The organism is Roseibium algae (assembly GCF_037783265.1).
GTDB lineage: Bacteria > Pseudomonadota > Alphaproteobacteria > Rhizobiales > Stappiaceae > Roseibium > Roseibium algae.
The window spans coordinates 121,885-134,919 of the sequence record NZ_JBAKIA010000010.1 but is presented as its reverse complement, the minus strand read 5'-3'; the positions used below and the strand labels follow the sequence as shown (position 1 = coordinate 134,919).

The 13,035-nt window shown below is 54.8% G+C and carries 12 protein-coding genes; 5 read left to right on the top strand and 7 right to left on the bottom strand.

All coding sequences use genetic code 11. The annotated features are described in order from the left end of the window. Nucleotides 1-10: 10 nt before the first annotated feature. Nucleotides 11-1,057 (bottom strand): ABC transporter substrate-binding protein, encoded by a 1,047-nt coding sequence (locus tag V6575_RS14775; protein WP_340275377.1) that lies wholly within the window; start codon nt 1,055-1,057, stop codon nt 11-13. A 224-nt stretch (nt 1,058-1,281) separates the two neighbouring features. On the opposite strand from V6575_RS14775, the gene araD reads away from it, so the two are divergent. Genes araD through V6575_RS14760 form a run of 3 tightly spaced genes read left to right on the top strand, consistent with a single transcriptional unit; the run spans nt 1,282 to nt 4,703 of the window. Next, nucleotides 1,282-3,024, top strand: a complete 1,743-nt coding sequence (araD, locus tag V6575_RS14770) for an L-arabinonate dehydratase (protein WP_422785580.1) — start codon at nt 1,282-1,284, stop codon at nt 3,022-3,024. A gap of 35 nt (nt 3,025-3,059) precedes the next feature. Further along, nucleotides 3,060-3,959: a dihydrodipicolinate synthase family protein gene (locus V6575_RS14765; protein WP_340275376.1), complete on the top strand. Its 900-nt coding sequence runs from the start codon at nt 3,060-3,062 to the stop codon at nt 3,957-3,959. A gap of 33 nt (nt 3,960-3,992) precedes the next feature. Next, nucleotides 3,993-4,703 (top strand): ribonuclease activity regulator RraA, encoded by a 711-nt coding sequence (locus V6575_RS14760; RefSeq protein ID WP_340275375.1) that lies wholly within the window; start codon nt 3,993-3,995, stop codon nt 4,701-4,703. Between the two features lie 272 nt (nt 4,704-4,975). Here the strand turns inward: V6575_RS14760 and V6575_RS14755 are convergent, their stop codons facing one another. Next, entirely contained in the window at nt 4,976-5,377 is a 402-nt protein-coding gene (locus V6575_RS14755) for a VOC family protein (RefSeq protein WP_340275373.1), read from the bottom strand. A 255-nt stretch (nt 5,378-5,632) separates the two neighbouring features. Here V6575_RS14755 and V6575_RS14750 point away from each other — a divergent pair, with 255 nt between their 5' ends. Continuing rightward, complete coding sequence (locus tag V6575_RS14750; protein ID WP_340275371.1) at nt 5,633-7,291, top strand: alpha/beta hydrolase; 1,659 nt, start codon at nt 5,633-5,635, stop codon at nt 7,289-7,291. A gap of 49 nt (nt 7,292-7,340) precedes the next feature. Here the strand turns inward: V6575_RS14750 and V6575_RS14745 are convergent, their stop codons facing one another. From V6575_RS14745 to V6575_RS14725, 5 genes are all read right to left on the bottom strand, one after another. Beyond that, the gene (locus V6575_RS14745; RefSeq protein ID WP_340275370.1) at nt 7,341-7,853 is read right to left on the bottom strand and encodes a GNAT family N-acetyltransferase; all 513 of its coding nucleotides are present in this window, start codon (nt 7,851-7,853) and stop codon (nt 7,341-7,343) included. A gap of 65 nt (nt 7,854-7,918) precedes the next feature. Next, a complete protein-coding gene (locus tag V6575_RS14740) occupies nt 7,919-8,317 on the bottom strand; it encodes a rhodanese-like domain-containing protein (RefSeq protein WP_340275369.1) in 399 nt (132 codons plus the stop codon). A 117-nt stretch (nt 8,318-8,434) separates the two neighbouring features. Next, nucleotides 8,435-9,178, bottom strand: coding sequence for a class I SAM-dependent methyltransferase (locus V6575_RS14735; protein WP_340275368.1), 744 nt, complete (start codon nt 9,176-9,178; stop codon nt 8,435-8,437). A gap of 10 nt (nt 9,179-9,188) precedes the next feature. After that, on the bottom strand, nt 9,189-9,641 hold the full coding sequence (locus tag V6575_RS14730) for a DNA polymerase III subunit chi (protein ID WP_340275472.1): 453 nt from the start codon (nt 9,639-9,641) through the stop codon (nt 9,189-9,191). A gap of 471 nt (nt 9,642-10,112) precedes the next feature. Beyond that, complete coding sequence (locus tag V6575_RS14725) at nt 10,113-11,612, bottom strand: leucyl aminopeptidase (RefSeq protein ID WP_340275470.1); 1,500 nt, start codon at nt 11,610-11,612, stop codon at nt 10,113-10,115. Nucleotides 11,613-11,847: 235 nt separating this feature from the next. Between V6575_RS14725 and lptF the strand changes: the two genes are divergently transcribed. Beyond that, the gene (gene lptF / locus V6575_RS14720) at nt 11,848-13,035 is read left to right on the top strand and encodes an LPS export ABC transporter permease LptF (RefSeq protein ID WP_340275366.1); all 1,188 of its coding nucleotides are present in this window, start codon (nt 11,848-11,850) and stop codon (nt 13,033-13,035) included.

Below are 13,035 nucleotides of genomic sequence, written 5' to 3'. Positions count from 1 at the left end.
AAGCTGGCAATTAATTACCAGAGATCTCAGCAATCACGTTCCGATAGGTGTCGCGTTTTGCTCCCAGATGAGACAGCGCCTCATCAGATGGCAGGAAATTCGGGATAAAAAAGGCACCTTTCTGGCGCTCCTGAATCTCACCCTTGGAAAAGACCTCGGTCAACGCGGTATCGATCTGCTTAGCAATCGCAGGATCCATATCCGGGTTGTAGAGGAAGAAGAACTCTTTATCGAAAGTGAAGTCCTTTTCTCCGTCCAGTGTGACGCTTGTTGCCGGAGACGCATACTTCAGCAGCTGATCAAGGGTGGTGTTGCCCATGCCCTTGGCAGGAGCTTGCTGAAGTGTTTCGGCGCGAGCAGTAACCCAGACAAACCGCATCGCCTTCGCATCATCCGCCGGAAGTTGGGTGAATTGCTCATTGGCCTGTATAGAGCCGTTGATCACGTCGGCCAGATCATCCCACATCGCCTGGTTCTTGTCGGACTGCGATCCCGTGTTCACAGCAACCAGATTTTCTTCAGAACCCGGTGCGCGAACACGCGCCGCATTCTTCATGGCTGAAAAGCCGATTTCAGACACGCCGCCCGGCTGAATGGCGACACGCACACGCGTACCAGCCTTGGCAGCATCAAGAATGTCTTCCATGGATTGATAAGGAGAATCGGCTGGCACCAAATAGGCATTGCCGGGATTGATCGCCACAGTCGGTCCAAAAGTGTAATTGGCAAACGGATCGTCATAACCGCGGCGACCATAGAGATTGCCCAGATAAGACTGATCGTGAAAGATCATCAGGGTCGAACCGCGCTTGTCACGCTTCAGCGCCTTAAAGGCTTCTGTTGCACCAACCGCATCCACCTTGATGTTGATGCCCAGATGTTCGCCAAGCGCCTCAGCCACAATTGCCGAGTTCTGATAGGTGTCACCACCAGTCGACTTGGAGCCGATCACCAGCCGCACATTGCCCGGTAACTCCTGCGCGAATGCCATCATCGGCTGAGCAACAAGCACTGCAGCTCCAGCTGCTGCAAGGATTGTTCTGCGTGTCAATTTCATAGCGTCCTCCCGGTAGCCGCACCCGCGGCTGTGAATCTTCCAAAATACGGGCGCACTCCTCTCGCCCAAGCGCTTTATGTATGCGCTTCCATAAAACTCCTACACCAACACAAAACAGTGTCAAGTTATATTAATCAGTAAACAATTTCAGAATTTATCGTATTGACGTTTCATATTGTATACGCATACATCAAAGCTAGATAACAAATTTCAGGACCGCGTGTATGGACAACAACACAAGATTGAAACCTGAGCAGCTCAGAAGTTCCCGATGGTTTGCACCTGATGACCTGCGCAGTTTCGGCCATCGCTCTCGCATGATGCAGCTCGGCTACGCAGAGGAAGAATTCCTGGAACGACCAATGATCGGGGTCATGAACACCTGGTCAGAGTTGAATGCCTGTCACGGCCATTTCCCAGAACGCGTCAAAGACGTCAAACGCGGCATTGCCCAGGCCGGTGGCTTTGGCGTCGAAATGCCGTCCTTGTCGGTGGACGAGAGCTTTACCAAACCGACTTCCATGCTCTATCGCAACATGCTCGCCATGGAAGTGGAAGAGATGATCCGCTCCCACCCGCTCGACGGCGTGGTTCTTATGGGTGGGTGCGACAAGACAACGCCCGGCCTCGTGATGGGCGCGATCACCGCTGGTGTTCCCATGATCTTCCTGCCCGCAGGCCCCATGCTGCGAGGGCACTATGCCGGCAAGGTTCTGGGGTCGGGCTCAGATGCATGGAAATATTGGGATGAGCGGCGTGCCGGCGCAATCACGGATGAGGAATGGCTCGGCATTCAGGGCGGAATCGCCCGGTCTGTCGGAACCTGCATGACCATGGGTACCGCCTCAACCATGACAGCCATCACCGACGCACTGGGCTTGACCCTCCCCGGCGCATCTTCAGTGCCTGCAGCCGATTCAGGCCATCAGCGCATGTCGTCCGAATGTGGTCGCCGGATCGTCGACATGGTGTGGGAAGATCTGACCCCAAACAAGATCATCACAGATGCCGCCGTCCAGAATGCAGCAACCGTGGCCATGGCAACAGGGTGTTCTACAAATGCCGTTGTTCATCTGATCGCCATTGCACGTCGTGCTGGCGTTGACCTTTCCCTCGACGATCTGGATTCGCTTGGGCGAACAACACCCCTCATTGCGAACATCCGCCCATCTGGAAAAGATTACCTGATGGAGGATTTCTACTACGCTGGCGGGTTGCGTGCCCTGATGAAACAGTTGGCAGAGCGCCTCGACACCAGCTGCGTCACCGTCACGGGCAAATCCATGGCCGAAGGGCTAGAGGGTGCCAAAGTCTATAATGATGATGTCATCCGCCCCTTGTCCAACCCGGTCTATCAGGAAGGCTCACTTGCGGTTCTGCGTGGCAATCTATGCCCGGATGGAGCGGTTATAAAACCGGCGGCTTGCGATCCGAAATACCATATGCACGAAGGACCGGCACTGGTCTTCGACAGCTACCCGGAGATGAAGGCTGCCATCGACGATGAGCATCTGGATGTCACGCCAGATCACGTACTTGTCTTGCGCAATGCAGGGCCGCTGGGCGGTCCGGGGTTTCCCGAATGGGGCATGTTGCCCATCCCGAAGGCGCTGATCAAGCAAGGACATCGCGACATGTTGCGCATTTCTGATGCCCGAATGTCGGGCACCTCCTATGGCGCCTGCGTGCTTCACGTCTGCCCGGAAGCCTTTATCGGCGGACCACTGGTGCTTTTGCGTACCGGCGACACAATACGTCTCGATCTGCCAAACCGTAGCCTCGATATGCTCGTCGATGACGACGAACTACAGCGGAGAAAAGCGGAATGGACAGCCCCTGCCCCCAAGTTTGACAGAGGCTACGGCTGGATGTTTGCCCGTCACGTGACCCAGGCCGACAAGGGCTGCGACTTTGACTATCTTGAAGCCGGTTTTGGCTCTGCCGCTGGTGAACCCGACATTTATTGATCCCCATACTGACACTCACTTGAAAAGACCTCTTCATGCCTCACGATCTAGACACAGCCCTTACCGGGATATCCGGCATTCTGGTGACCCCCTATGGTCCCGATGGTGACATCGCACCACAAAAGCTGACACCTGTTATCGACAAGGCCCTGGCCGCTGGCCTTCACATGCCAGTCGTCAATGGCAACACCGGCGAATTCTATGCGCTGACCACCGATGAAGCCTGTACCATGGCCCGGGAAGTCACTGCCATGGTCGATGGCCGCGCACCGGTGCTAGCCGGTATCGGCCGCGGACTTCGCGATGCCTGCAAACTGGCCAAAGTGTCTGCCGAGGCTGGAGCTACCGCCCTGATGATCCACCAGCCGCCAGACCCATTTGTTTCGCCGCGCGGCACCGTTGACTACGTTAAGGCAATTTCAGGTGCGTCCGGCGGGCTCCCCATCATGCTTTATCTGCGCAATGACGCCATTGGGACAAGCGCCATTGCAGACCTTTGTGCTGTACCCGGTGTCAAGGGCGTCAAATGGGCCACCCCCAATCCACAAAAGCTGGCCGCTGCGATATCTGCCTGTGACCCGTCCATCGTCTGGGTTGGCGGGCTGGCAGAAGTCTGGGCCCCGGCATTTTATGCAGTTGGCGCGCGTGGTTTCACATCCGGGCTGATCAATGTCTGGCCAGAACGATCCCTGGCGATCCATACAGCGCTTGAAGCCTCTGATTACAAGAAGGCAAATGCACTGATTGCAGAGATGCAGGCGTTTGAGGACATCCGCGCCGAGGAAATGAACGGAACCAATGTCACCGGTGTGAAAGCCGCACTGCAGGAACTTGGAATAGACTGCGGCCCAACCCGCGCGCCCTCAGCCTGGCCTTTGACCGAGCCTCAGCAAACAAAGCTGCGTGACTTCCTGCGCCGTAGCAACCTGATTTAAGTCTGACGATACAGAGTAAGAAAGAGCCAAGTGATGAACGAAGATACCCGGCAGAAACTGATGGATGTATCGGTCGCAACCCTCGCCACGGCACTATACAAGCGCGGCTTGCGCGGTCAGGTCATTCAAGGCGTGCATCCCATTGGCCGCAAGGGCCGCAACATGGTCGGGCCAGCCTTTACGTTGCGCTACATGCCAGCGCGGGAAGACCGCAACCAGCTTGCCGAGTTCCGCAACCCGGAACATCCCCAGCGTGTTGCCATTGAAACCTGCCCGAAAGGCCATGTGCTGGTCATGGACAGCCGCAAGAGCGCAACGGCGGCGTCAGCAGGCGATATTCTGATCACACGCCTGATGATGCGCGGCGGTGCTGGCATCGTGACTGATGGCGGGTTTCGAGATGCGGCAACCATCGGAGATCTGGACATTCCAGCCTACCACACGCGCCCATCAAGCCCAACCAACCTGACAACCAATGAAGCGATTGAGCTCAACGGCCCGATCGGCTGCGGCGATGCACCTGTCTTTCCAGGCGACATCATCGTCGGCGACGACGATTGTGTCATCGTCATACCTGCCCATCTGGCTGATGAGATTGCAACGGAAGCGGTTGAAATGAGTGCTTACGAGGATTTCGTCGTGGAGCGGGTCAAAGACGGCGAAAGCATCATCGGCCTCTACCCTTGCACAAACGACGAACACCAGGTCACCTTCAAGGCATGGCGCGAACAAAACGGCAGATAACGCCAACACGTAAATAAACGCATGGGCTTGGCCAACCGCAGATGTAAAAGCCGGATTTAGTGTTGGAGCACGGAGGTCAGCTCCATAAAATTGAACGCCATAGTCGCTCCGCCCCAGATCGACCTGGGCTTACAACTGTATGGGCCTGAGCCCTAAGCAGGGCTCTCCCCTTTAAGTTTTTCCTAGGCATTTTTAACGCCGGAGGATCCCATTTTATAAGTCAACTCATTGTTCGAAATACACGTGAGCCAGTCTGTATAGCCAAAACCGTCCTACGTCACAGGCCAGATCAACTCGATGCGCAGCCCGCCCGGTTCGACGAACATCATGTGCTTACGCGGTCCGCCGGACAGGAGTTCGGGCATGAATTCGATCTTCACACCAGGCCAGGCAGCAACTTTCACAGCAACGTGCTGAAGCTTTTCTTCGCTGGATATGCCAAGCGCCAGGTGGTGCAAACCAACATTGGCCCGGCGATCAAACGGCGTCATCGGCCCTTGTCGGTCCACCTGCCAGAGCGTCAACCGACAGATCCCGTCAGATACAGCAGTGCGCGGATACTCCAGATCCTTTCCGACTTCTTCCCACCCAAGTCCGCGCACGAAGAACGCAGTCGTTTGCTCAAGGTCATGAACAGATAGACCAAGATGATGGATTCCACTTGTTTCAGGCATGTATGTTCCTTATTTTTTAAATAGGGAGAGTATAGAAAAAATAGAACATCGTCTCATGTCATGAGATCTAACTGCATTAATTGTCACTTCTAAAGCTCATTTTGAGTCTAATTTTAATCATCTTTTTGCATGGTTACCGACAGAATTATGCGGGTTGGCCCTAGGTCAAGCTGTCATTAAATTCGGCTACCCGCCCCCGCTCCACGCGCTCAAAGCCAAACGCCCAAGCGGCTGCCAGATGAAGGAACATTCTTTATGCTGAGCTATGTCTCGCGATTGAAACTCTCTGCTTTGGGAGTGGCCCTGGGCCTCTTGTTCTTCGCTGCGTCCCTGACCCCATCCATGATCCCGAAGTCAGCCGTTCTGTTCGGTGTTCTCGGTGGCCTTGCCATGACGATCGGTTATTTAATTGCCGTCGTCCTGATCGGCCTTTGGCACTATATGCAATTGCCCGTCACCCACTCGAAAATCGGCAGGGGGCTGGTCCGAAGCGCACTAACCCTAATGGGCATAGCCGCTCTGATCTGGGGCCTGATGATCCATCGTCCAGGCCAGGACAGCATTCGAGCCCTTATGGGCATGGAGCCGCTCGGCTCTGGCCATGAAGTGCTTGTTCTGGCCGTATCTGCAGCCGTGTTTATGGTACTTCTGCTGCTTGGACGGATCTTTTTGTTTTTCATCCGACGTCTGGACAGTCCTCTGGCACGCTTCGTTCCGCCACGTGTCGCTATCGCCCTCAGCATCGTTGTTGTGGCCACCTTCAGCTGGTATGTCAGCAATGGCGTGCTGCTGCGTTGGGGACTGAACACCGTTGACAGCGCGCTGGCGGAAGTCGATGCGCTGATAGATCCTGCGATCTCGGCCCCAACCAACCCGCTGCGCTCGGGAAGCCCAGCCTCCCTGATCGGATGGGAGACTATGGGCGCACGGGGCCGATCCTTTGCTGCCGGCGGCTGGGATGCCATTGCGATCTCAGAGTTTTATAGCGACGCTCAGGCGGACGACTATGAGGTTCTCGATCCCATTCGTATTTACGCAGGCCTGAACTCTGCAGAAACAATTGAGGCCCGCGCCCAGCTGGTTCTCGATGAAATGATCCGTACCAAAGCCTTTGAGCGCTCTGCCGTGGTTATCGCGACGCCGACAGGTACAGGCTGGGTCGATGAGGCTGCTGTTGACCCGCTGGAAGTTCTTTTTCGCGGCGATATTGCTATCGTCAGCATGCAGTATTCTTATCTCATGAGCCCACTTGCTCTCTTCGTCGAGCCTGATGTTGCGCCAGATTCCGCGAGGGCTTTGGTGAGGGCCGTTCAAGGCTATTGGTCCAAACTACCAGAAGCGACACGGCCAAAGCTATACCTGTTCGGGCTGAGCCTCGGCTCTTATGGCTCCGAGCAGGCGCTTTCACTCATTGACTGGATGGATGATCCGGCGAGTGGTGCGCTCTGGTCGGGACCAACCTATGGCAACGTCCTGTGGAAACAACTGACCCACAGCCGGACCCCAGGATCTCTTGTTTGGCTGCCGAAAATCGGCGACGGCAAGACCGTGCGTTTCACCACTCAGGAAAACGCCTTGATAGAGCCGGGCAAGGTTTGGACGGATCCACGGATCGTCTATCTTCAATATCCCAGTGACCCAATCACCTTTTTCGAGACTTCCCTTGCTGTCCGCCCATCTGACTGGATGATTGAAAAACGGGCTCCGGACGTATCAGATCTGGTCCGCTGGTATCCAATTGTCACTATGCTGCAATTGGGCATAGACATGCTGGCAGCTGCAGATGTTCCTGCCGGATACGGTCATCTATTTGCCGCTTCCCACTATATTGATGCTTGGGTTGCGTTGAGCGAACCAAGCAACATTTCGGAAGCGGATGTGACCCGTTTAAAGGCAGATTTTGCACCAAAGTAACGCAAAACCTGGGTACAAAAGTGTATGATTATCGGCTTTTTCCCAGAGTTCACGAAGCCATTTGGGGCACATGTCGATAGACCAGATCCCGTGGATCATTGCGCGGGGCTGCGCTATCCAGCGTAGCCCCCAATCGCTCGGCAAGAGCAATGGAGCGTGTGTTGCCGGGATCAATATAGCTGACAAGCGTGGTGAGCTTCAAACTGCTGAAAGCCCAGTCCCGAAAAGATTCGGCGGCCTCAAATGCAACACCCCTGCCCTCGGCACCTGGATACACGAGCCAGCCAAGTTCTTTCTCTGGAAACAAAGGCCCGTGGTTGATCCCGACTTGACCGAGACAGGCACCCGTTGCCTGCTCCTCAATCATCAACGCACCATGGCCGAACAGTGCCCATTGCGCGACGTCATGACAAAACAGCGCCCAGGCACCACTGGCCTTGTATGGCCCTCCCATAAACTGTGCCCGATCTGATGCCATCAGCTCCGCATAGGCAGGCCAATCGTCATAGGTCATGGGGCGGAGTAAAAAACTGCCTGTGCGCAGAACGGGAACATCAGTCATCTCGTTGCCACCTTATCTGCCTGAGTGTTTTTGCAATCGGATTTACAACATTCAGGCTTTTGCAGTTAAGCTTTCTCTGGCACCTCAACCGGACCATCCTTGGCCGCCCAGTCGTTGAAGCCGTCTTTCAGGTGGGCACAGGCAAAGCCCATGTCGTTGAGCGTTGCGACGGTCAGCGCTGAACGCCAGCCGGACGCACAATGAAAGATGAAGGTTTTGTCGTCACCGAAGGCTTCCTTGAAATACGGACTCTCCGGATCAACCCAGAACTCGGCCATACCGCGCGGACAATGGAGACTGCCCGGAATGAAGCCTGAGCGCTGACGCTCACGCACATCGCGCAGATCCACAATCACCACCTTTGGGTCCTCCATCATTGCAATGGCATCGGTGGTCTCGATTTCCCGTATCCGGGCTTTGGCCTGTTGTACCAATTCGGCCGATGAAACCTTCAATTTGGTCAATGGATATTCCTTCCAATAAAGCCTTGTCTGTAACGTCTGTGTTCGGGCTTCCGCAACACCCTGGTGAAGCTTAAACACGCAATCACATGGCACCTTCGTGACGCTTGAATGCCGCGATCACATGGCACCTTCGTGACGCTTAAACACCGCGATAACATGCGGGATCACCCGCCCCGGACGCATCAGATCGTAGAAGCGATGATCCACCAGTTCCAATCCGTACTTCTCGAATGCGCGCCACTCGGATGGCATCACCGGCCAGGGCGGACCGTCGGCCTCCGTGCCTTCTTCCCGGCTTCGGTTGATGAACAGCAGCGTTCCGCCGGGCGCAACAAGACTGGCCAAAGCAGGAATGGCCGCATCGCGCAGCGGGCTGGCCATAGCTTGCACCGTGTAGCACTCGTGAACCAGATCAAAAGCTCCAACCCACTCCGGAGGCAGAGCGAATAAATCGCTCGCGATATAATCGACTGCACTTTCTGGAAACCGCTGTTTTGCCCAGTCTATGGCCTCAGGCACAAAATCAAAAGCTGTTGTGACATAACCGGCATGGCTCAGCGCTTCCGCATTGTCACCCAGACCGCAGGCGACATCGACCGCAGTTGGTTTGTCGCCCGGCTCAGAACTGTGATGATGTGCCGGATTATCCTGGAGCCAGTCGATCAAAACTTGCTTTGGCGCAAGATCGGCCCAAGCGACAGCTGCCGGATCACCGCCTGCCTCTTGGTAAACTGTTCGAAACCAGGACTGTCGGTCTTCAGCATCGCCGCCCTTGGCACCGGTCAATACGTCAATCCGCGCCCGCGCGGCATCCCGGCGGGCAAGAAAGGCATCAGAATGGAGTTTGTTTCCGTCGCTCATGATCTGCGTATTAGGCCTTTCGTTCCCAGCCACCGCTTTCAGTCTGCTGCCAGTACGTGGCCTCAAAGCCCTCGGCCTTGGCTTCTTTCCAGCGGATCCGGGCATCAGCGAGTTCTTCCGGATCATTGCCGTCAAACATATAGACAGCACGTTGATAGTCCGCGAGCGACGGCGGCACGGCCTTGTCCACCAGGAACCTTACTTTCGCGTTGTTGGGATTATCGCCCTCCGCCGTCAAATAAATCGGCTGGGCATCCGTGTAGCCATCTTCCTTGATGCCGTGCGGCAAGAAGCTGTCATCCTGAAAAGTCCACAGATGAGAATCCAGAGACCTGCGGCGTTCATCAGACCCGGTCTGAACAACCACCCGCCAGTCACGCTCCAGACATTTAAGCAGCAACTTCGGCAAAGCAGCCTCCAACGGCTGATGCATCAGATGGTAAAACAACACGTCGATGCTCATGGCTGTCACACTGGCCTTCACACTGTGGGCGCTCAACAATTGAACCGTTCCATCCCAAACGGTTAACGGATGTGGTGCCCCAGCGCAACACATGCAGGCAAGCATGCAGAATTCGAGTTTTTCAGCATAGACATGTGAGCAAAGGCGTACCATTAACGCTTCGCAAATATCGATTGGCTAATTCTATCGATTAGAAATTCTCGCAGGTCTCACTGCGAAACAACGCCGGTTTGGGCTCATCTAAAACTGACGTCTTGGGGGATGTTATGATTGCGCGTGTAGTGGTGTTTTTCACACTTGTATTTGCCATGGCTGGAGCGACGGCCAGCCTGGGTTTGGTTGTCACGGAAGAAGCGACAGCTTGTCAGGCTTATAAGACCTGCTGATTTTCAGGTGTTATCCAATACAATCGAATACATAAAAAAACCCGCCAGATTTGGCGGGTTTTTGTTTGAAAGACAGACTGGAAAATCAGTCCTCGTAAAAGTCAGCCACGAGGCGATCCAGAAGCCGCACACCATAACCGGTTGCCCAGCTCTGGTTGATCTCGTTTTTGGCCGGGCCAAATCCAGTTCCAGCGATATCAAGATGCGCCCAAGGCACATCATTGGTGAAGCGTTGCAGGAATTGCGCTGCCGTGATTGAGCCTGCCATACGCCCGCCTGTGTTCTTGACGTCTGCATTGGGCGTATCGATCAGCTTGTCATAGTCCTTGCTGAGCGGCATGCGCCAAACAGTTTCGCCGGAAGACTTACCCGCAGTGTCGAGATTTTCAGCCAGCTCATCACTGTTGGAATACATACCCGCATTGAGGTGACCGAGAGCAACAAGAACCGCGCCCGTTAGCGTGGCCAGATCGATCATGAAGGCTGGCTTGAAGCGGCTCTGAGTATACCAAAGGGCATCTGCGAGAACGAGACGCCCTTCCGCATCCGTGTTGAGCACCTCGATGGTCGTTCCCGACATGGCGGTCAGGATATCGCCGGGACGATAAGCATTGCCGTCGGGCATGTTTTCGACGCACCCTATAACGCCGATGACATTTGCCTTCGCCTTGCGGGCTGCCAGCGCATGCATCAAGCCGGTAACGGCGGCAGCTCCACCCATGTCGCCCTTCATCTCATCCATGCCACCAGCAGGCTTGATCGAGATCCCGCCCGTATCAAAGACAACGCCCTTGCCGACAAATGCCAACGGCGCATCGCCCTTTTTGCCGCCATTCCAGCGCATGACCGCAAGTCTTGGTGGACGAACAGAGCCTTGAGAAACCGCCAAGAGCGCGCCCATCTTGAGCTTCTTCATTTCTTTTTCGGTGAGGATTTCCACCTCAACACCAAGCTTTTCCAGATCGCTTGCTGCCTTGGCAAATTCCACCGGCCCCAAATCATTGGGCGGCAAGTTCACAAGATCCCGCGCCAAACATACGCCATCGGCAACGCCTTCAAGCCCAGCCCAGACCTTTTTGGTTGCCTTGGGATCAGAAACTGCGATCTCAAGCTTATGCGCAAGCGGCGCACCATCTTCGGATTTTTTGGTCTTATAGGTGTCGAAACTATAAGAGCGCAGCTTCGCCCCCATACCAATCGTTGCCGCCGCCTCAGAAGAGCCTGCCACGACGCCAGGCAGGTCATAAACAACTGTCGCTTTTTCAATTTTAAAGCTCTTCAGAATACCCTGGATCGAACCACCGAGCTTCATCCAATCATCTTCTTCCAGCTCATCAACCTTGCCGAGACCGAAGACGATAATGCGATCCAGGCCAATGCCTGCAGGAGCGATGAGATCAAGTGTGGTTGATTTCGAGCCCTTGAAACCGGCAACTGAAGCTGCTCGATCAAAACCACCAGCGAGACCAGCCAAGAGATCTGTGGCCGCTGGGCCGAATGACAGGTCTTCGCCTGCGAGCAATATAGCCACACCACCACTTGGGGCTCCCGACTTTACGAAAGATACCTTGGTCAGTTTGCTCATTTTCAGTCCTGATCTCTTTTCGCCGATATCATCGGCCATGTTTTCCCGCACGGGCTGTGCGGCGTCTTGCCTGATCATGGTGTTTCTCACTCCCAACGGCAAGCACCTGTAAAATTAATCAATCTTTACCATGCTTGTTGATGCGATATTCACCACAAATCGTATTATTGGCTTTAGAGATCAAGAGTCGATACAAGATTGCATACATTTGGACTTGGCCCAGAATATCAGCGTTATGAAAACTATCGAGCGATACATAATCAAACGTGCGTTCGTCGCCTTCGCCATGACACTGGCGGCGATGACTGGCGTTGTATGGGCAACGCAGGCACTTCGGCAGCTCGACCTGGTGACCTCCAAAGGCCAGACAATCGTGCAATTTATCAGCATCACCATGCTGGCGATGCCGTTCCTGATTGTTATTGTCGCCCCTTTCGCCCTCATGATCGCGTTGATCCTGGTGCTCAATGCACTGTCCAGTGACAGCGAACTGATTGTCATCAATGCGACAGGCGGTTCACGCTTTCTCGTTCTGAAGCCCGTGATGCTGTTCGCGGCTTTCGTATTTGCATTGAGCGCATCCATGTCACTGTATTTTGCGCCTTTGGGGCTTGCAGAATTGCGGGAAGAAATCTCCCGGGTGCGCGCCGATTTGATCGCCAACATCGTAAAACCTGGACGCTTTATCTCAGTGGAGGATGGCCTGACGTTCCACATCAGGAATCGATCAGGAAATGGCATTCTTGATGGCCTGTTGATGCATGACACGCGGGACAAAGACATTACTTTCACCTATCAGGCTGAAACGGGCCAGATCATCGAAGCTGCGAACCGCACCTTGCTTGTTATGCAAAATGGGACCATTCAACGACGCCCACGAGCCGATGGTGATATTTCAATCGTCCGCTTTCAGTCCTATGCCTTTGACCTTTCCAGCCTCATTCCCGAGGCTTCAGCCCCGGTCTTCAAGGCAAGCGAGCGGTCAACTGAGAACTTGCTGGCGCCAAGCGCAAATGACAAATATGCGGTGGCTAATCCTGACAAGCTAAAAACGGAACTGTTTGAACGCTTCAGCCAACCACTCTACTGCATCGCTTTTGCCTTGATTGTCTTTGCCTTTCTCGGACGCGCCCGGACAACCCGCCAAAACCGCTCGGTCGCAGTTCTGGGCGCAATAGTTGGCTGCATCGGGCTGCGCACAACCGGATTTGGCATCACTGCCATCACCGGCGGCAACATACACCTGCTGGCGCTACTTTTTGCTGTGCCGCTCATCGGAATCATACTGGCCTTCTGGGCGATCCTGCGCGACGAGCATATGCCAATGCCAAAGTGGATGCGGGTCATTATTGACAATCTGTCTGCACTGATCGACAGGATTGCAGACCGCATCAACGAACGAAGCACTGGCGGGGTGTCCTGA

Excerpts from the sequence above, each read along its gene's own strand:
- V6575_RS14775 (WP_340275377.1), bottom strand. The coding sequence starts at position 1,057 with ATGAAATTGACACGCAGAACAATCCTTGCAGCAGCTGGAGCTGCAGTG.
- V6575_RS14750 (WP_340275371.1), top strand. The coding sequence starts at position 5,633 with ATGCTGAGCTATGTCTCGCGATTGAAACTCTCTGCTTTGGGAGTGGCC.
- V6575_RS14755 (WP_340275373.1), bottom strand. The coding sequence starts at position 5,377 with ATGCCTGAAACAAGTGGAATCCATCATCTTGGTCTATCTGTTCATGAC.
- araD (WP_422785580.1), top strand. The coding sequence starts at position 1,282 with ATGGACAACAACACAAGATTGAAACCTGAGCAGCTCAGAAGTTCCCGA.
- V6575_RS14735 (WP_340275368.1), bottom strand. The coding sequence starts at position 9,178 with ATGAGCGACGGAAACAAACTCCATTCTGATGCCTTTCTTGCCCGCCGG.
- V6575_RS14765 (WP_340275376.1), top strand. The coding sequence starts at position 3,060 with ATGCCTCACGATCTAGACACAGCCCTTACCGGGATATCCGGCATTCTG.
- V6575_RS14730 (WP_340275472.1), bottom strand. The coding sequence starts at position 9,641 with ATGAGCATCGACGTGTTGTTTTACCATCTGATGCATCAGCCGTTGGAG.
- V6575_RS14725 (WP_340275470.1), bottom strand. The coding sequence starts at position 11,612 with ATGAGCAAACTGACCAAGGTATCTTTCGTAAAGTCGGGAGCCCCAAGT.
- lptF (WP_340275366.1), top strand. The coding sequence starts at position 11,848 with ATGAAAACTATCGAGCGATACATAATCAAACGTGCGTTCGTCGCCTTC.
- V6575_RS14760 (WP_340275375.1), top strand. The coding sequence starts at position 3,993 with ATGAACGAAGATACCCGGCAGAAACTGATGGATGTATCGGTCGCAACC.
- V6575_RS14745 (WP_340275370.1), bottom strand. The coding sequence starts at position 7,853 with ATGACTGATGTTCCCGTTCTGCGCACAGGCAGTTTTTTACTCCGCCCC.